14 protein-coding genes and 1 riboswitch are annotated in these 18,920 nt (G+C 71.8%); of the genes, 11 read left to right on the top strand and 3 right to left on the bottom strand.

The window, feature by feature from the left end; translation table 11 throughout:
• Positions 1-26 precede the first annotated feature (26 nt).
• Together mfd and FF041_RS11020 are read left to right on the top strand one after the other, a co-directional pair.
• Positions 27-3,557: a transcription-repair coupling factor gene (gene mfd / locus FF041_RS11025; RefSeq protein ID WP_153522514.1), complete on the top strand. Its 3,531-nt coding sequence runs from the start codon at positions 27-29 to the stop codon at positions 3,555-3,557.
• Positions 3,558-3,642: 85 nt separating this feature from the next.
• The gene (locus FF041_RS11020) at positions 3,643-4,398 is read left to right on the top strand and encodes an HNH endonuclease family protein (RefSeq protein ID WP_407698135.1); all 756 of its coding nucleotides are present in this window, start codon (positions 3,643-3,645) and stop codon (positions 4,396-4,398) included.
• A gap of 18 nt (positions 4,399-4,416) precedes the next feature.
• Here FF041_RS11020 and FF041_RS11015 read toward each other — a convergent pair whose 3' ends face one another.
• Both FF041_RS11015 and FF041_RS11010 read right to left on the bottom strand, forming a co-directional pair.
• Entirely contained in the window at positions 4,417-5,259 is an 843-nt protein-coding gene (locus FF041_RS11015) for a hypothetical protein (RefSeq protein ID WP_153522512.1), read from the bottom strand.
• A gap of 41 nt (positions 5,260-5,300) precedes the next feature.
• Complete coding sequence (locus FF041_RS11010) at positions 5,301-6,140, bottom strand: DUF4352 domain-containing protein (protein ID WP_228388149.1); 840 nt, start codon at positions 6,138-6,140, stop codon at positions 5,301-5,303.
• A 214-nt stretch (positions 6,141-6,354) separates the two neighbouring features.
• On the opposite strand from FF041_RS11010, the gene FF041_RS11005 reads away from it, so the two are divergent.
• The 3 genes from FF041_RS11005 (at position 6,355) to FF041_RS10995 (ending at position 10,893) form a co-directional block, all read left to right on the top strand.
• Positions 6,355-8,496, top strand: a complete 2,142-nt coding sequence (locus FF041_RS11005) for an N-6 DNA methylase (protein WP_323391649.1) — start codon at positions 6,355-6,357, stop codon at positions 8,494-8,496.
• A gap of 115 nt (positions 8,497-8,611) precedes the next feature.
• On the top strand, positions 8,612-9,376 hold the full coding sequence (locus FF041_RS11000) for a hypothetical protein (RefSeq protein WP_153522509.1): 765 nt from the start codon (positions 8,612-8,614) through the stop codon (positions 9,374-9,376).
• Positions 9,373-10,893, top strand: coding sequence for a serine/threonine-protein kinase (locus tag FF041_RS10995; protein ID WP_323391646.1), 1,521 nt, complete (start codon positions 9,373-9,375; stop codon positions 10,891-10,893). Before FF041_RS11000 ends, FF041_RS10995 begins: the two co-directional genes overlap by 4 nt.
• A gap of 56 nt (positions 10,894-10,949) precedes the next feature.
• On the opposite strand, the gene FF041_RS10990 is transcribed toward FF041_RS10995, so the two are convergent.
• The gene (locus FF041_RS10990; RefSeq protein ID WP_228388148.1) at positions 10,950-12,437 is read right to left on the bottom strand and encodes an FG-GAP and VCBS repeat-containing protein; all 1,488 of its coding nucleotides are present in this window, start codon (positions 12,435-12,437) and stop codon (positions 10,950-10,952) included.
• Between the two features lie 254 nt (positions 12,438-12,691).
• Here FF041_RS10990 and FF041_RS10985 point away from each other — a divergent pair, with 254 nt between their 5' ends.
• The 6 genes from FF041_RS10985 to FF041_RS10960 all read left to right on the top strand — a co-directional run bounded on the left by FF041_RS10985 (position 12,692) and on the right by FF041_RS10960 (position 18,697).
• Positions 12,692-13,120 (top strand): GtrA family protein, encoded by a 429-nt coding sequence (locus tag FF041_RS10985; RefSeq protein ID WP_153522507.1) that lies wholly within the window; start codon positions 12,692-12,694, stop codon positions 13,118-13,120.
• Positions 13,121-13,239: 119 nt separating this feature from the next.
• Entirely contained in the window at positions 13,240-13,887 is a 648-nt protein-coding gene (locus tag FF041_RS10980; RefSeq protein WP_153522505.1) for a SurA N-terminal domain-containing protein, read from the top strand.
• Between the two features lie 19 nt (positions 13,888-13,906).
• Complete coding sequence (locus tag FF041_RS10975; RefSeq protein WP_323391645.1) at positions 13,907-14,890, top strand: nucleoside triphosphate pyrophosphohydrolase; 984 nt, start codon at positions 13,907-13,909, stop codon at positions 14,888-14,890.
• 190 nt (positions 14,891-15,080) lie between these two features.
• Positions 15,081-16,379 (top strand): cytochrome P450 family protein, encoded by a 1,299-nt coding sequence (locus FF041_RS10970; RefSeq protein WP_323391644.1) that lies wholly within the window; start codon positions 15,081-15,083, stop codon positions 16,377-16,379.
• Positions 16,380-16,516: 137 nt separating this feature from the next.
• Entirely contained in the window at positions 16,517-17,536 is a 1,020-nt protein-coding gene (locus FF041_RS10965; protein ID WP_153522503.1) for a LysM peptidoglycan-binding domain-containing protein, read from the top strand.
• Between the two features lie 258 nt (positions 17,537-17,794).
• Positions 17,795-17,974, top strand: a riboswitch (cyclic di-AMP (ydaO/yuaA leader).
• Between the two features lie 3 nt (positions 17,975-17,977).
• Positions 17,978-18,697, top strand: coding sequence for a LysM peptidoglycan-binding domain-containing protein (locus FF041_RS10960; RefSeq protein ID WP_153522501.1), 720 nt, complete (start codon positions 17,978-17,980; stop codon positions 18,695-18,697).
• The last annotated feature ends 223 nt before the right edge of the window (positions 18,698-18,920 follow it).

The raw sequence follows: 18,920 nt of genomic DNA, 5'->3' as shown, positions 1-18,920 counted from the left end.
TCTGCCTCTCGGGATGGAACCTTTTCATGAGCCTGCACGGTCTGCTCGATGCCGTCGTACGTGACCCCGCGCTCACCGAAGCGGTGCGGGCGGCCCAGGGAGCGGGCCGTATGCATGTCGATCTGGTCGGGCCGCCCGCGGCCCGGCCGTTCGCGGTCGCCGCGCTGGCCCGTGACAGCGGCCGGACGGTGCTCGCCGTCACCGCCACCGGCCGGGAGGCCGAGGACCTCGCCGCCGCCCTGCGCTCGCTGCTCCCCGAGGAGGGCGTGGTCGAGTACCCCTCCTGGGAGACCCTGCCGCATGAGCGGCTCTCCCCCCGCTCCGACACCGTGGGCCGCCGGCTCGCCGTGCTGCGCAGGCTCGCCCACCCCGCCGCGGACGATCCGGCGGCCGGTCCCGTACAGGTCGTGGTCGCACCCATCCGTTCCGTACTCCAGCCGCAGGTCAAGGGCCTGGGCGAGCTGGAGCCCGTGGCCCTGCGCACCGGGGCGCAGGCCGATCTGAACGAGGTCGTGGACGCGCTCGCGGCAGCCGCGTACTCCCGGGTCGAGCTGGTCGAGAAGCGCGGGGAGTTCGCCGTGCGCGGCGGCATCCTCGATGTCTTCCCGCCGACCGAGGAACACCCGCTGCGGGTGGAGTTCTGGGGCGACGACATCGAGGAGATCCGGTACTTCAAGATCGCCGACCAGCGGTCGCTGGAGGTCGCCGAGCACGGCCTGTGGGCCCCGCCCTGCCGTGAGCTGCTGCTCACCGACGAGGTGCGGCGACGGGCCGCGGAGCTCGCCGAGGCCCATCCCGAGCTCGGCGAACTGCTCGGCAAGATCGCCGAGGGGATCGCCGTGGAGGGCATGGAGTCCCTCGCCCCGGTGCTGGTGGACGAGATGGAGCTGCTCCTGGACGTGCTCCCGGCGGGCTCCATGGCCGTGGTCTGCGACCCGGAGCGGGTCCGCACCCGGGCGGCCGATCTGGTGGCGACCAGCCAGGAGTTCCTCCAGGCGTCGTGGGCGGCGACGGCGGGCGGGGGAGAGGCCCCCATCGATGTGGACGCGGCCTCGCTCTGGGGCATCGCCGACGTGCGCGACCGGGCGCGCGAGCTCGGCATGATGTGGTGGTCCGTCTCCCCGTTCGCCGCCGACGAGGAGCTCTCCGACGACACCCTCAAGCTGGGGATGCGCGCCCCGGAGTCCTACCGCGGCGACACCGCCCGCGCGCTCGCCGACACCAAGGGCTGGCTGGCCGACGGCTGGCGTACGGTCTTCGTCACCGAGGCGCACGGCCCCGCGGCCCGCACCGTCGAGGTGCTCAGCGGCGAAGGCGTACCCGCCCGTCTCGACGCCGATCTCGCCGAGATCTCCCCGTCCCTCGTCCATGTCGCCTGCGGCTCCATCGACTACGGCTTCATCGACCCGGGCCTGGGGCTGGCCGTCCTCACCGAGACGGACCTCACCGGCCAGAAGGCGGCCGGCAAGGACGGCCAGCGGATGCCGACCCGCCGCCGGAAGACGATCGACCCGCTCACTCTGGTGATGGGCGACTACATCGTCCATGAGCAGCACGGCGTGGGCCGCTATGTCGAGATGGTGCAGCGCACGGTCCAGAACGCGACCCGCGAGTATCTGGTCGTGGAGTACGCCCCGGCCAAGCGCGGCCAGCCCGGGGACCGGCTCTACATCCCCACCGACCAGCTGGAGCAGATCACCAAGTACGTGGGCGGCGAGGCCCCCACCCTGCACCGGCTCGGCGGCGCGGACTGGACCAAGACCAAGGCGCGCGCGAAGAAGGCGGTCAAGGAGATCGCCGCCGATCTGATCAAGCTCTACTCGGCCCGGATGGCGGCCCCCGGCCATGCCTTCGGCCCGGACACCCCCTGGCAGCGGGAGCTGGAGGACGCCTTCCCGTACGCCGAGACGCCCGACCAGCTCTCCACGATCGCCGAGGTCAAGGAGGACATGGAGAAGACGGTTCCGATGGACCGGCTGATCTGCGGCGATGTGGGTTATGGCAAGACGGAGATCGCGGTACGGGCCGCCTTCAAGGCGGTGCAGGACGGCAAGCAGGTCGCGGTGCTCGTGCCCACCACCCTGCTGGTGCAGCAGCATTTCGGCACGTTCTCCGAGCGGTACTCGCAGTTCCCGGTGAAGGTGCGGGCGCTCTCCCGCTTCCAGTCCGACACGGACGCCAAGGCCACGCTGGAGGGGCTGAAGGACGGCGCGGTCGACATCGTCATCGGCACCCACCGGCTGTTCTCCGCCGAGACCAAGTTCAAGGACCTCGGTCTGGTCATCGTCGACGAGGAGCAGCGCTTCGGCGTCGAGCACAAGGAGCAGCTGAAGAAGCTGCGCGCCAACGTCGATGTGCTGACCATGTCCGCGACCCCGATTCCGCGCACCCTGGAGATGGCGGTGACCGGCATCCGGGAGATGTCGACCATCACCACCCCGCCGGAGGAGCGCCATCCGGTGCTGACCTTCGTCGGCCCGTACGAGGAGAAGCAGATCGGCGCGGCCATCCGCCGTGAGCTGCTCCGTGAGGGCCAGGTCTTCTACATCCACAACCGGGTGGAGTCCATCGACCGGGCGGCGGCCCGGCTGCGGGACATCGTCCCGGAGGCGCGGATCGCCACCGCGCACGGCCAGATGTCGGAGTCGGCGCTGGAGCAGGTCGTGGTCGACTTCTGGGAGAAGAAGTTCGACGTCCTGGTCTCCACGACGATCGTGGAGTCCGGGATCGACATCTCCAACGCCAACACGCTGATCGTGGAGCGCGGCGACAACTTCGGCCTCTCGCAGCTGCATCAGCTCAGGGGCCGGGTGGGGCGTGGCCGGGAGCGCGGCTACTCCTACTTCCTCTATCCGCCGGAGAAGCCGCTGACCGAGACCGCGCATGAACGTCTCGCGACGATCGCCCAGCACACCGAGATGGGCGCGGGCATGTACGTCGCGATGAAGGACCTGGAGATCCGGGGCGCGGGCAATCTGCTCGGCGGGGAGCAGTCCGGCCATATCGCGGGCGTCGGCTTCGATCTGTATGTACGGATGGTGGGCGAGGCGGTCGCCGACTACCGGGCCTCGCTGGAGGGCGGGCCGGAGGACGAGCCGCCGCTGGAGGTGAAGATCGAGCTTCCGGTGGACGCCCATGTGCCGCATGACTACGCCCCCGGTGAGGGGCTGCGGCTCCAGGCGTACCGGGCGATCGCCGCCGCGAACACGGAGGACGACGTCAAGGCGGTCCGCGAGGAGCTGACCGACCGTTACGGCAAGCTTCCGGAGCCGGTGGAGAATCTGCTGCTGGTGGCGGGGCTGCGGATGCTGGCCCGGGCCTGCGGGGTCGGTGAGATCGTGCTCCAGGGGTCGAACATCCGCTTCGCCCCGGTGGAGTTGCGGGAGTCGCAGGAGCTGCGGCTGAAGCGGCTGTATCCGCGTACGGTGATCAAGGCCGCGTCGGGGCAGGTGCTGGTGCCGCGCCCGACCACCGGCAAGATCGGCGGCAAGCCGGTGGTGGGGCGGGAACTGCTGGGCTGGACCGGGGAGTTCCTGACCACGATCCTCGGGTCATGACGGGCTGACCGGCCGGTCCCGGGTGCGGGACCAGTCGGTCGGGAGCCCCCGTCGGACCGTCCGGCCCCGTCAGTAGGGTGGCCGGGTGACCGAAACCCGGATCCCACGAACCCGCGTCGTCGTCGCCGCTCTGCTGGCCCTGGCAGTGGCGGGCGGACTCACCGGATGCGAGGGCGTGGGCGCCACGGCCCCGGCGGACCGCCCGGCGGCCTCGGGCTCCAGCCCGCTCGCCAACCCGGACGGCACCCGCCCCGGGCTCGCGCCGCTGACCTCGCGGGAGGACCGGGCGGCGGCCCGGCGGCTGATCGGCGAGGTCGCCGTCAAGGGCCGCGGCCCGCGCACCGGCTACGACCGCGACCGCTTCGGCTACGCCTGGCTGGACAGCGCGGACGGCGTTCCGCTGGCCCGTAACGGCTGCGACACCCGCAACGACCTGCTCGCCCGGGACGGCGAGGAGCTCGCGTACCGCTCCGGCTCCGACTGCGTGGTGGTCTCCATGACCCTGGACGACCCCTATACGGGGACCGTCGTCGACTGGGAGAAGAGCAAGGCGGCGGCGGTCCAGATCGATCATGTCGTCCCTCTCTCGTACAGCTGGCAGATGGGGGCGGCCCGGTGGACCGAGGAGAAGCGGCGCCGGCTCGCCAACGATCCGCTGAATCTGCTGCCGGTGGATGGCCGCACCAACAGCTCCAAGGGCGACTCGGGCCCCGCGTCCTGGCTGCCCCCGAACAAGCGCATCCGCTGCTCCTACTCGGTACGGATCGCCCAGGTGGCGATCGAGTACCGGATGCCGGTGACACCGGCGGACAAGAAGGCGATGCTCACGCAGTGCGGGTAGCCGGGCCGGGGAGGCCGCTCACGCTGTGGAGGGCGTCCCCGCCGTCCCGGGCACGTCCCGGGCGAGCTCTTCCCTCGGGATGATGTCCCCGGCCGGGGGCTTCTCGGCCCGGACCGGCTCGCCGAAGTCGGAGAAGGTCATCGAGTACGGCTCGTCGCCGCCCTTCTGCTCCATCCTCAGCAGATACGCCTTCCCCTCGGCGGTGACGTGCAGGCGGAGGGTTGCGCCGTCTTCCTTCTTGGTGATCCTGAGCGCCTTGCGGCCGTTGAGAACGACCGTCTCGATGTCGGGCGCCCCGAACCCGGTCCCCCCGGCCTCGTCGTGCGTCATCTCCGGCAGGCCCTTCGCGAAGTCGCAGCCGTTGAAGACGTCCCGGAACATCTTGGTGTCGGTGTTCCCGGGTATCCAGCGGTCCTGGAACAGCTCCATCCGGGCCTTGAGGGCCGCGGCGGACGTGCCCGCCGTTTTGGCCTTGAGGAAGTCCTCGCCCATCTGCATATAGACCCTGTTGTCGCGTGTCCTGATCGCTTTCAGGGTGCCCGCGCCCGCGATATGCACGGTGCCCACGCACTCGTTCCGGTCGTCGGCCCGTATCCGGCCCGTGAAGGCCTCCCCTTCGTTGAACCCGGATACTTCGATCGTCAGCGACGGAGCCGCCTTGACCGACCGGAATCCGTCGACGAGGCGGTGGGCCACCGCCCGCGCCTCGGGACCCTTCTCCGCTCCGGCCGAGGCGCTCGCCCCGCCGCCCTTGCCGTCCTTCGACGGCTCGGAGCCCTGGCCGCAGCCCGCCGCCCCCAGAGCGACGGTGAGTGCGACGGCGGCTGCGCGACGGGCGGACGGGCGGAGGCTGACGGACATCGGTGGCTCCATGGTGGTCGGAGGGAGAAGTGTGCGGTCGGTCAGACCGTCAGCTCCCACACCGAGGCGTCGAGCAGGATGTCGGGGCTGACCTCGACCGTAAGGGTCTTCGCGTCGGCCGGGGCGTCGAAGGCGTGTATCACCGTGGCCTTCTTGCCGGGCAGGACGGTGCCGTCGAAGCCGGAGCCGGTCTTCTCGTCGAAGATCTGCTCGGCGGTGACCCCGTCCTCACCGGCGCGGGCGTCGGCGGTCACCAGGGTGGAGTCGAACTTCTCGTCGCCCGTGTTCTCCACGGTCACCGAGACCTGGTACGCCTTGTTGCCCTCGGTGTGGCCCACGGCGTACTCGGTGGGGGAGTAGGACGTGGCCTTGGAGACCGTGACCTTCACGCCGTTCTTGTAGACGGCGCTCTCGCCCGCCGCGAGCGAGGAGTCCTCGCTCTTCCCCTTGTCCTTGCCCTTGTTCTTGCCGTCGGAGCCCGACGCGGGCTCCCTGCTCGCGCTGGTGGCCTGGTCGAGCTCGTCCACCGCGTCGTCCACGGCCTTGAAGGTGACCACCGCGGCGATCGTCCCGAGGATCATCGCCAGCAGTCCGAGGACCGCGCCGACGGTGGTCACCCCCTTGTTGTTGGCCTCGCCGCGCTTGACCCTGCCCCGGCCGGACATGCCCAGGATCAGACCGATCAGACCAAGGGTGCCGCCCAGCCAGAAGAGCAGCGGGATCGCGGCGGTGATGACGCCGATGATGCCCAGCACCAGTGCGGCCGTGCCCAGGCCGTTGCGCATCGGCCGGGGGGCCGGGGCCTGGTACCCGTGCTGCGGGGGCTGCCCATAGGGCTGCTGTCCGCCGTCGAACTGGGGCTGGTGCGTGGAGTGGGACATGAGTGTCCTCCCGGACATGGCGTTGTGGTCGGGGCCGACTGGGAGCCCCCCGTGGTGACGGGTCAATAAGACCAGAGTCTGTGAACCGAGTCAACATCTATGAATGAATTTGGATTGACTCACGCTGTGAAGGGGTTTCTCTGTCGCGTGGCGCTATGCTCGGCGACACAACAGGGGGTTCTGACCAGCGGATACGGATGACGGAGGCAGTCAGGTGCCGGAGAACGCAAGCGAGGTGACCGCAGCCGGGATCGCCCGGCTGGCAGGCGTCGGACGGGCCGCGGTCAGCAACTGGCGACGCCGGCACGCGGACTTCCCCAAACCGGTCGGAGGCACCGAGACCAGCCCGTCGTTCGCTCTCGCCGAGGTCGAACGATGGCTGCGTGACCAGGGCAAACTCGTCGAAGTCCCGCTGCGGGAACGCGTCTGGCAGCAGCTCGCCGACGATCCGTCGACCACCGCCACCGCCCTGGCCCGCACCGGCTGTGTACTCCTGCTCGTACGGGAGCGGCCCGCCGTCTGGCAGGAGCTGGCCGCCCTGCCGGACCCGCAGCTGGCCGAACTGCTGCCGACCGCGCTGGAGCAGGTGCTGGGCGCGCGCTTCGGCGAGGACCGTACGGAGCTCTTCCGCGCCGCGCTGCCCCCCGCGGCCTCCACCGGGACCGCCGCCGTACCCGTGAACCCGGCCGCCGTCCGCGCCGCCGTCGAACTCGCCGCCGGGCTCGGACCCGAGCAGGCATTCGAGTTCCTGCTCGGCCGCTTCCTCGACACCAACCTCCGCCAGTACACCCTCACCCCCGAGGGCCCCGCCGCCCTGATGGCCGCGATCGCCGTCCCCGGCGAGGGAGCGACCGTCCTCGATCCCGCCGCCGGAGCCGGGGCCCTGCCGCGCGCCGTCGAACGGCCCGCCGCCCTCTACGCACAGGACGCCGACCCCGATCTGGCCGCCCTCACCGCGCTCCGGCTGGCCCTGCACTCCGACGCCGCCGTCCGCGCCCGCTCCGGCGACACCCTGCGCGCCGACGCCTTCCCCGACCTTGCCGTCGACGCCGTCCTCTGCCATCCGCCGTTCAACGAGCGCAACTGGGGACACGACGAACTCGCCTACGACGCCCGCTGGGAGTACGGCTTCCCCGCCCGCACCGAATCCGAGCTGGCCTGGGTGCAGCACGCGCTCGCCCGGCTCCGCCCCGGCGGCACCGCCATCCTGCTGATGCCGCCCGCCGCCGCCTCCCGCCGCTCGGGCCGCCGCATCCGTGCCGGGCTGCTGCGCCGCGGCGCGCTGCGGGCCGTCGTCTCACTGCCCGCCGGGGCCGCGCCCCCCTATGGCATCCCGCTCCACCTCTGGGTGCTGCGCAAGCCCGAACCGGGCCGGGCGCCCGCGTCCGAACTGCTCTTCGTGGACACCGCCGAGGTGGCCGGCGCGGCGGGCGGCCGTGACCGGCTCGACTGGCAGGCCGTGCACACCGCCGTACTCGACGCCTGGCGCCCCTTCAACAGCGCAGACGGCGAAGACAGCACAGGCAGCGCAGACAGCACGGCGAACACCGATGGATCCCAGGCCCAGGCCGGGATCAGCCGTTCCGTCCCGGTGATCGAACTCCTCGACGACGATGTCGACCTCGCCCCCGCCCGCCATGTCCCGCACCCCGCCACCGGAGCAGGCGCGGACGAACTGCTCAAGGTGCGCGACCGGCTCGCCGACACCCTGCTGCTCACCCGCGAACTCACCCCCGCGCCCACCACGGCCGCCCAGCCCGCGCCCTGGTCCGCCACCACCGTCGGCGAACTCGCCCGCGCCGGAGCGCTGCTGATCCGCGCGGGCGCCTCCCTCGCAGGCCCCGCCGCCCCGGACCACAGCCCCCGCACGGCCGTTCTCACCGAGCACGACGTGATCACCGGCGGCCCCCCGTCCGGCGCCCCCGCGGACGGCCAGGACGACGAGCCCGTACGCGTCGAGACCGGCGACGTCGTCGTACCCGTGCTCGGCGGCGGCTCCGTCGTCCGCGTCGTCGACGAGAGCGCCGCCGGGGCCGCACTGGGCCGCAACCTCCATCTGCTGCGCCCCGATCCGGCCGCGCTCGACCCCTGGTTCCTCGCCGGATTCCTGCGCGGCACCGCCAACACCCGGCAGGCCAGCAGCTACGCGTCCACCGCCACCCGGCTCGATGTGCGCCGTCTTCAGCTGCCCCGGCTGCCCCTGGCCGACCAGCGCCGCTACGGCGAGCGCTTCCGGGCGCTGGCCGCCTTCGAGGACGCGCTGCGGCTCGCCGGCCGGCTCGGCGAGCAGCTGGTGCAGGGGCTGTTCGACGGGCTGACGGACGGCACCGTCCGCCCCGACCAGCAGGGCGAGTGACCCGGCCATGTGACGCGTCGAACAGCTGACCAGTGCAACCAAGGGGTCGAGGTCCGGGTCCGTGTATACGCTCATGCCCTACTCAGCCTTGTCCCCAGGCCATCAGGAGCTAGGAATGCACGGCCCCGGCTATCTCCAGCAGCCACCCGGCAGACGACCGGCCGCCGCGCTGCTCATCGCGCTCCGCGTGCTGTTCACGGTGCTCTCGGTGGGCAGTCTCGGTCTGCTCTCCTGGGCGGCGATGCTGCGGCTCGCGATCGTACGCCGACGCCCGCTGGACTGGGTGCTGTTCTGTCTCTCGCTGGCGCTGTCGATCGCCTCGTTCGCGATGTTCCTCGAAGTCGGGGACGACAGCGACCCGCCGCCCCCGAAGGGCGAGACGGAGCCCGCGACCGGATTCGATCTGGTGCTGCTCCTGGTGCTGATCGCCACGGCGCTGGGCGTGCCCGTGCACTATCTGGTCGCCGAGATCCGGCACTTCCAGCCGCCGGCGCCGGGGTGGACACCGCCGCCGGCGGCCTCGCCGTACTCGGTGACGACGCCCGTCCAGGGTCTGCCGATGACCCCCGGCTACGGCTATCCACAGCCGGGCACACCGGGTGTACCGGGTACGCCGGTGACCCCCGGCTACGGCTACCCGCCGCCGGCCACGCGGACGCACCAGCCCCCGCCGGGGCCGTCCCCGTACACCGCCCCGCCCCCGCTGCCGCCGCCCCGGCCCGACAGGCCGCCCCTGCCGACGCCGTCCGCGCCCCCCGCGGCTCCCGCGCCCTCAGCCCTCTCGTCTCCCTCTCCCTCGGCGGAGAATCCCCGCATCGACCAGGTCCGCGCCGAACTCGACGAGCTGAGCGACTACCTCCGTAAGGAGCGCGGCCGGTGAACGGACGCGTCATCGCGGACCGCTACGAGCTCTCCACCGTCATCGGCCAGGGCGGCATGGGCCAGGTGTGGACCGCCTACGACCGGCGGCTGGACCGGCGCGTCGCCGTCAAGCTGCTGCGGCCCGACCGGATGGCCGCCGCCACCGCCGCCGACGAGATGCGCCGCCGGTTCATCCGCGAATGCCGGGTCACCGCCCAGGTCGCCCACCCCGGACTGGTCACCGTCCACGACGCGGGCAGCGAGGACGACGACCTCTATCTCGTGATGCAGTACGTCGAGGGCGCCGACCTCGCCGACCATCTCGCCGAGCACGAGCCCTACCCCTGGACCTGGGCCGTCTCCATAGCGGCCCAGCTCTGCGCCGTGCTCGCCGCCGTCCACGCCGTGCCGATCGTCCACCGCGACCTCAAACCCCGCAATGTGATGGTCAAGCCCGACGGCACCGTCACCGTGCTCGACCTCGGCGTCGCCTCCGTCATCGACACCGACACCACCCGGCTCACCCACACCGGCTCGCCCATCGGCAGCCCCGCCTATATGGCCCCCGAGCAGGCGATGGGCGGCGCGGTGGGCCCGTACACCGATCTGTACGCCCTCGGGGTGCTGATCCATGAACTCCTCAGCGGCAATGTGCCCTTCACCGGCCCCACCGCGCTCGGAGTGCTGCACCGGCATCTCTACGAGCCGCCGCTCCCGGTCCGCAGAATCCGCCCCGAGATACCCGAGCCGCTGGAGACGCTGGTGCTGCGGCTGCTCGCCAAGGACCCCCAGCACCGGCCGTCCGGGGCCCAGGAGGTCTACCGGGAGCTGGCGCCGCTGCTGCCCGCGCACGGGAACGGGAACGGGACGCCGGGCGGACCGCTGGACCCCACCCGCCCCTTTCTGCGGCCGTTCGCGCCCTGGCCGGACCGGGTGGCGGCCCCCGCGCCCACTCCCGCCCCCGCGCCGACCGCCCCCGGACTCGATGTGGCCGCCGCCGTCGACGAGGTCAAACGCCTGCTCGGCGAGGGCGCCATCACCCAGGCCGTGGACATGCTCGGCGGCATCCTCCCGGCCGCCGCCGCGGAGCACGGCGAGACCTCCCCCGTCGTACGGATACTGCGCAAGCAGTACGCCACCACGCTGATGGACGACGGCCAGTACCGCCGGGCCCTGCCCGAACTGCGCCGACTCGCCGAGGACCGGGCCGCCGAGGCCGGGGCGGCCGACCCGCAGACCCTCCAGTACCGCTATGACGCCGCCCAGTGCCTGGAGCAGCTGGGCGAACCGGCCGCGGCCCTCGCCGAGTACCGCGCCGTCCTGCCGTACTACGAGACCGGCGTCGACCCGGCCCGCGCCTTCGACGTACGCCACCGCATGGGCAATCTGCTGCTCGCGGTGGGCGACCACACGGCGGCCCAGCAGCATCTCCAGAGCCTGCTGTACGACGCGGAGCGCGCCTACGGCCACTACCATCCGCTGCCGGAGGCGCTGCGCCGAGCGCTGGAGCGGCAGCAGCGGTTCCACGGCCCCTGAGCGGGGTGCCCTGAGCGCGACGCCCGCCGGGCAGTGCGCTCAGGGGCCGGGAGCCGTCAGCGGCTGAAGGACGCGCCGAGAACGCTCTCCGGCGCGGCGATCATGCCGAGGGCCGTGGCCCCGAAGGACACCGACCCGGCCGCCGTCACCCCGGAAGCGGTGGAGTCGAACAGCCACACCGCTCCGGCCCGTGCGTCCTCCCCGGTCGCCGAGACGAACAGCTCGGCCCTGCCGTCGCGGTCGACGTCGGCGAGCCTGGTCGCGCCGCCGAACCCGTCGTTCTGCTCCGGGGTGCCGGGCACCCCCTCGGTGCCCTGGCTGAACACCTTCGCCCCGGCGCCGGTCAGGCCCTGATCACTGCCCCGCAGGGTGGTCACGGTGCCGGCGTTCTTCGTGGTGCCGATCATCTCCCCGGGGACGCCTGCGGCGACGTCCTCGTATCCGTCTCCGTCGACATCGCCGACGGAGACATCGGTGCCGAACCCGTCGATGCTGACCAGGTCGTCCTCCGCGGTACCCGGCACCCCGGGGCTGTCCTGGTTCAGAGAGAGCGCCCTGGACGCCACCGGGCCCTCGGCGGAGCCCGGAATCCAGGTGACCATGCCGCCCTTGGCGTGCGGGATGTCAGGCATGGCGTCGAACTCGCCCCGGGGCCGTCCGACGACGAGGTCCTCGAAGCCGTCCCGGTCGATGTCGCCGATGTCGAGGTTCTCGCCGCCCAGGCCCTTGTACCCGGTGAACACCCTGGCGCCGAGCCCGCTCGCCGAACCGTGCCAGACAGTGACCGCCCCGCCGTCGTACAGGACGTCGGCGTCGGTGAACGCCACGGCGAGATCGGCGGTGCCGTCACCGTTGAGATCACCGGACGCGAGATCCTCCAGGCGGTAGTTCCTCATGCCGACGGAGGTCTTCCCGGCGGCGGAGCCGTCCGGGCCGAACGGCCCGGAGAGCAGCTCCGACAGAGCTGTCACGACTTCCGCGGCGCCGTCGCCGTTGAAGTCCCCGGCAGTCACCGCCCTGCCGCCCTCTACGGTCTTCCCCTGGTCGTCGAGGAGACGCGTGGACGTGGCGAGCCCGTTCGGCCCGCCCCAGACCACCGAGTGGGAACCGTGGTTCCAGTTCGCGTCGATGGACTCGCCCGGCACGCCGACGACGAGATCCGTGTAGCCGTCCCCATTGAGGTCGCCGGTGGCGAGGCCGGCCCCGTACTCGTCGCCCGCCTCGGCGGTGCCGGGGAACCCGGGCGTGTTCTCGTGGATGATCTGCTGGTTCGACTGCGGCGGCTTCGTCGCGGAGCCGTACATCACGGCGACATAGCCCGCCTTGACGCCCTTGACGAGTCCGCCGGGCGCGGCGACGGCGACATCGGGGAATCCGTCGCCGTTGAAGTCGTCCTTCGGCGCGGCGGGTTTCTGCCGCTGACCGGCCGCCGTACTCGGAGCCTGCTCCGGAGCGGCGTACGCCACGGGAGCGGCCAGGGTGGCGAGGACCGCGACCGCGATCACCGGCCCGAGACCATGGACCGCCTTGTGTGTATTCATCATCGGCCTTCCATCAGGTTGCCAGGGAATGCGGACTGTCGAAAATCGGCAATGCTCCTGCATGACCCATGAAGCGACCGAAGGGTTGCGCGCTGAACCGGGCCCTCCGGTCCATACGTCCGGGTCTTCCGGGCGGCCGGATGCGATGCTGAGGGGCGGGCGCGCACACCGCGGTTCACACCGCCGTATCCGCCACCGCTCGGCCGGAACCGGAGAGACCGCACGCGCAGGACCCGCACGGGGGAGTTGGCAGGACGATGACAGTACGCGCCCAGATGGTCAGATTCGCCCTGGTCGGAGCCGTGAACACCGGGGTCTACTACGGTCTCTACCTGCTGTTGCTCCAGCGGCTGCCCTACGTCGCCGCGCATATCGGCGCCTTTGTGCTGAGCATGATCGGGTCGTTCTTCCTGACCTCGTACTTCACCTACCGGACCCGCCCCACCTGGCGGAAGTTCCTGCTCTTCCCGCTCACCAACGCCGCGAACCTCGCCGTGACGACGGCGGGCGTCTACCTCCTCGTCGGCGTGTTCGACCTGAACAGCCGCTACGCCCCGCTGATCGCCGCGGCGGCGGCGATCCCGGTCACCTTCGTCGTCTCGCGGGCCGTCATGCTGCGCCCGGAACCGGCGGAGAGGCCCGCTCCGGAGCACAAGCGGGCGCCCCGGGCGATGGATCCCGTCTGAACCTCCGCCCGGCGGACGCAATCAGTCCGCGCGAAGTGGTGGCCCTCACACCCCCGACTGCCTAACATCATCACTTCAGGGCTTTGTGAACCACCGCACAATCACGCCGGGAGGATCCTTTGCACCGCCGCCGCCGCACCGCGATCACCGTCTCCGCCGCGCTGCTCTTCGCCGCGCCACTCCTCACCGCCTGCGGGAGCGAGGCCCACCCGGGCGCCGCGGCCGTCGTGGGCGGGGAACGGATCGAGGTGTCCGCGGTCCAGGCGAATGTGCGGGACGTACGCTCCGCGCAGGAGAGCTCCCCGCAGTCCGCGCAGCTCGTCAAGGACAGCGGACAGCTCGGCCGGGCCAAGCTCTACGAGCTGATCGTCGACCGGGTCGTGGAGCGCGCGGCGGCCGACGCGGGGGTGAGCGTCAGCCGCAGGGAGGTCCAGGAGGGCCGCGCGGCCCTGGCGCAGCAGGCGGGCGGCGAGGAGCAGCTCACCGCGATGTATCTCCAGCAGCGCGGCGTCGCCCCCGACCAGGTCGACCAGGTCGTCCGCCGGGACGTCCTCGTCGGCAAGCTCGCCGAGCGCCTCGGCGGGGCCACCCCCGAGGGCCAGCAGCGGCTGAACGAGGCGTTCAGCGCCGCGGCCAAGGCCCTCGACATCGATGTGAACCCCCGCTACGGCAGCTGGGACGACCAGAAGCTGGAGCTCGGCGACTACCGGGCCCCCTGGATCAGCCAGGTCACGCGACAGGAGTCCGCCGAGACCGGCGGCGCATAGCCCGGGGTAGGTTCGTGGGGTGACCACAGACACCCCCGCCACCGGCCGCGTCGTCCTGCTCACCGCCAGCCATCGCGTCGCTCCCGGACTGCTGTCCTGGCCGGCCTGGCAGACGCTGCGCACGGCCGACCGGGTGCTGTGCGCCGATGCCTCGCACCCCCAGCTGCCCTATCTCCGGGAGGCCGGGGTCACGGTGGAGCACGCCTCGCCCGCCGCCCGTGAGCTGGTCGACGCCTGCGCCCAGGGCGCCACGGTCGTCGTCCTCACCTCGGGTGAGGGCGACCGGAAGCTCACCGACGGACTCGCCCGGCTCGCCGGGTCGGGCCGGGAGTCGATGCCTGATCTGGAGCTGCTCCCGGGCTCGTACGACCTCCCCGGCGCGCGGCTGCTCGATCTCGTACAGATCATGGACCGGATCCGCCGTGAGTGCCCCTGGTCGGCCGGGCAGACCCATCACGGGCTGGCGAAGTACGCCATCGAGGAGGCGTACGAACTGGTCGAGGCGATCGAGGAGGGGGACCGGGACGAGCTGCGCGAGGAGCTGGGCGATGTGCTCCTCCAGGTCGTCTTCCACTCCCGTATCGCGGAGGAGGGCGACCCGGACGGCGAGGGGGCGTTCTCGGTCGACGACGTGGCCGGGACGATCGTGGAGAAGCTGATCCACCGCCATCCGCATGTCTTCGGCGACGAGAGCGCGAAGACCCCGGAGGAGGTGAAGGCGCACTGGCTGCGGATGAAGGCGGTCGAGAAGCAGCGGGACTCGGTGACCGACGGGGTGCCGCTGGGGCAGCCCGGTCTGGCGCTGGCGGCCAAGCTCGCCTCCCGGGCGCGTACGGCGGGACTCGCGGTGCCGCTCCCCTCCGGGAGCGGTGTGGGATATGAGCTGCTGGCCTTGGCGGTGGCCGCCGAGGCGGCGGGCGTCGACCCGGAGGCGGCTCTGCGGGCGGCGGGCCGGGCCTACCGGGACGCGATCCGGGCGGCGGAGACGGCGGGGGGTGCCTGACGGCGGGGCGTGCCCGGGCCCCTGCGGCCGGGCCCCGAGCCCAGCCCCTCGCGGACGGGCCCCGCAGACGCCCCCAGCCCTCCACCAGGCCCAGCCCTCCACCAGGCCCAGCCCTCCACCAGGCCCGGTCTGTGGAGCCCCACCAGGCCCGGTCCGCGCGGTATGGACGGGGTATGGATAACGTCGAAGTGTGAGCGACACCCCCTGCCCCGCGTCGGCCCCCGACCCCGCCCCTGACCTTGCCCCTGCCCCTTCCTCTTCCCCTGCCCCCGAACTCTTCACCTGGGAGTTCGCCACCGACCCGTACCCGGCCTATGCCTGGCTGCGGGAGCACGCCCCCGTGCACCGGACGACGCTGCCCAGCGGTGTGGAGGCATGGCTGGTCACCCGGTACACCGACGCCCGGCAGGCCCTCGCCGACCAGCGGCTCTCCAAGAACCCGGCGCACCACGACGAGCCCACGCACGCCAAGGGCAAGACGGGCATCCCCGGGGAGCGCAAGGCCGAGCTGATGACGCATCTGCTCAATATCGACCCGCCCGACCACACCCGGCTGCGGCGGCTGGTGTCGAAGGCTTTCACCCCGCGCCGGGTCGCCGCTTTCGCCCCCCGGGTCCAGGAGCTGACCGACCGGCTCATCGATGGATTCGCCGGCCGGGGCGAGGCGGATCTGATCCATGAGTTCGCCTTCCCGCTCCCCATCTACGCCATCTGCGATCTGCTCGGAGTGCCCCCCGAGGACCAGGACGACTTCCGCGACTGGGCGGGCATGATGATCCGTCACGGCGGCGGCCCGCGCGGCGGGGTCGCCCGCTCGGTGAAGAAGATGCGCGGCTACCTTCTCGAACTGATCCACCGCAAGCGCGGGGATCTCGGCGACGATCTGATCTCGGGCCTGATCAGGGCCAGTGACCACGGCGAACATCTCACCGAGAACGAGGCCGCCGCGATGGCCTTCATTCTGCTCTTCGCGGGCTTCGAAACCACCGTGAATTTGATCGGTAACGGGGTATACGCCCTACTTCGCAATCCGGAACAGCGTGAGGGACTCCAGTCCTCACTCGCGGCGGGCGAGACCGGCCTGCTGGAGACCGGGGTCGAGGAGCTGCTCCGCTATGACGGGCCGGTCGAGATGGCGACCTGGCGGTTCGCCAGGGAGCCGCTGGCCATCGGCGGGCAGGAGATAGCGGCGGGCGATGCGGTGCTGGTGGTGCTGGCCGCCGCCGACCGCGATCCGGAGCGGTTCGACGGACCCGATGTGCTGGATCTCTCCCGGCGTGACAATCAGCATCTCGGATACGGGCACGGCATCCACTACTGCCTCGGCGCTCCGCTCGCCCGGCTGGAGGGACAGACCGCCATCGCCACCTTGCTGACTCGCCTGCCGGACCTGCGACTTGCGGGGGATCCGGCCGATCTGCGCTGGCGTGGCGGGCTGATCATGCGCGGATTGCGCACCCTCCCCGTAGCGTTCGATCCGCGCCCGTGACACCCTCCGGAAACCACCGAACTGACGGTATGTCAATTCTGTGATGTTCGCGTGATCTCTGCTGCATCGACTTGTGACACGTGTTCGACTACGGCTACGTTCACCCCGTCTCCAGCAGTCTCGCGAAAGGCAACCGCATGCTCACCGGGAATGGTCGACATCGCCGACCCCGTCAGGCTCCGGCTCTCATCGTCGCGGCGGGGGTGACCGGATCGGCCATCGCGATCCCACTGCTCGGCGCGGGCTCGGCGTCCGCCGTCGAGTCCAGCACCTGGGACCGGGTGGCGGAGTGCGAGAGCGGTGGGGGCTGGAGCGCCGACACCGGCAACGGCTACTACGGCGGCCTACAGCTCTCCCAGCAGACCTGGGACGCCTTCGGCGGCGCGGAGCACGCCTCCCGCCCCGATCTCGCCAGCCGCGCACAGCAGATAGCCGTCGCCGAGAAGGTACTGGCGGCCCAGGGCGCCAAGGCGTGGGCGGCCTGCGCGGAGATCGCGGGGCTGACCGCCGGGGGCGGGAAGAGCAGCGAGGAGGCCCCGTCGGACGAGCGGGACGCCCGGAGCACCCGGAGCGCCCAGGGGGCCGAGGGCACGCCGAAGCGGGCGTCCAAGGGCAGCGACGCCCCGGCCCCGGCGGCGACTCAGGGCGTCGGCAGCGGCGGTGACCGGACAGCGGGCGGCGGCAAGCACCGGGGCGAGCCCGCCGACGAGCCCGCGACGACGGACCGATCCGCGGCCCCGACGGGCTCCGGTGAGCGATCCACATCGGACGGCGCCCCGCCCCAAAAGCCCGATACATCTGGGAAGTCCGACACCCCGGCGGGCTCGGGCGGCGCGGAAGCGCCCCGGGAATCCGCCGACGGACGCCCCTCGCGCGGCGACGCCCCCGCCCGGGAGGCCGGGATCGGTACGGAGAAGACGTCCGGGGACACCGGGGCCGAGACCGAGGCCGCCGAGGGTGCGGAAGGAGCCGTCGCGGACACCTCGCCCGGCGCGTACACCGTCCGGGCCGGCGACAGCCTCTCCGCCATCGCGCAGGAGCGCGAGCTCGACGGCGGCTGGAACGCGCTGTACGAGCAGAACCGGGACACCGTCGGTACGGACCCGGACCTCATCCACCCCGGCCAGAGCCTCGATCTCGACGCGAAGCAGGGGTAGTTGAGAGTCGTTTGTCCTAGTTTGGCGAAATGAGACAAGGGTCTCTTTGCCATAACTGGTACGTCCGGCAAACCGGAATCGCAAATTCCGTCCCCGACCTGCGGAAACGTACGCTTCCGGAGTGGTGGGATGGGCGTTTTCTCCCCGATGTTCTTCTTTGAACATCGGGGAGGGCTGTGTTTTCGTCTGAACCGCTCGCCACCGCGGGCACCGTCGACCGTCACGCCGAATCCTGCCGTCGGTCGGGGGGAATAGTCGTCGCTCAGAGCGCCGAAGGCAGGAGCGGGGGACCCAAGTAAGCGCCGGGGACGGCTGTCGCGGAGCACTGCGACAGCGGACAGCCGGCTTGGGGTGAAGCCGCGCGCTAGGACGCGCGGCCGGGCAACTCACTTGGCCCGAACCCGACAGCTCACTTCGCAGGCGTCGGTGAGGAGTAGAACCATGCTGTTTTCCGGCAACGGCAAGCACCGCCGCCCCTCCAAGGCCGTCCGTATCGCCACCTTCGCCGGTGTCACCGGTGCGGCCGTCGCCGCCCCGCTGCTCGGCGCGACCTCCGCTTCGGCCGCGACCTCCGCCGAGTGGGACGCCGTCGCCCAGTGCGAGTCCGGCGGCAACTGGTCCATCAACACCGGCAACGGCTACTACGGCGGTCTCCAGTTCTCCGCCTCCACCTGGGCCGCGTACGGCGGCACCGCGTACGCCGCCACCGCCGACCAGGCCAGCAAGGCCCAGCAGATCGAGATCGCCGAGAAGGTCCTCGCGGGCCAGGGTAAGGGCGCATGGCCGAGCTGTGGCGTGGGCCTCTCCAGCGCCGCGTACACCGGCGGCTCCGACACCGCCCCGGCGCAGAAGACCGAGCAGCAGACCCAGCCGCAGCAGCAGCAGGCCCAGCCGCAGCCGCAGCGCGCCGAGGCTCCGACCACCCGCTCCGAGCGCACCGAGGCCCCTGCCCCGGCCGCCCAGCCGCAGTCGAAGCCCGCCGCCTCCCAGGGCTACCAGAAGGGCGACGGCGAGTACGAGGTCAAGGCCGGCGACACCCTGAGCAGCATCGCGGACGCCGAGAAGGTCGACGGCGGCTGGGCGGAGCTGCACCAGCTGAACAAGGACATCGTCTCCGACGCGGATGTCATCTACCCGGGCCAGCAGCTCCACCTGGGCTGACCCGCCCCACCGCACCTCGCACGGCATCTCAGCGACTGGGCCGCTTCGTACCGATCGGGATCGGCTCCCGCGGCACGGGTGACGAGGTCTGCGTAAAGAGAACAGCTCACCGCCCCTCGGCGCTGTTGACGAGGTCTACGGGAGTGGGCCGCACGGCCCGGCACCGGGGACAGGCGGGCGGTTTCGACTTGCATGGGAGGGGGCCGCGCAGGGGTGGTGCCGG

It is taken from the genome of Streptomyces jumonjinensis, assembly GCF_009600885.1.
Taxonomy (GTDB): domain Bacteria; phylum Actinomycetota; class Actinomycetes; order Streptomycetales; family Streptomycetaceae; genus Streptomyces; species Streptomyces jumonjinensis.
This window is presented reverse-complemented; position numbering and strand designations above follow the sequence as displayed.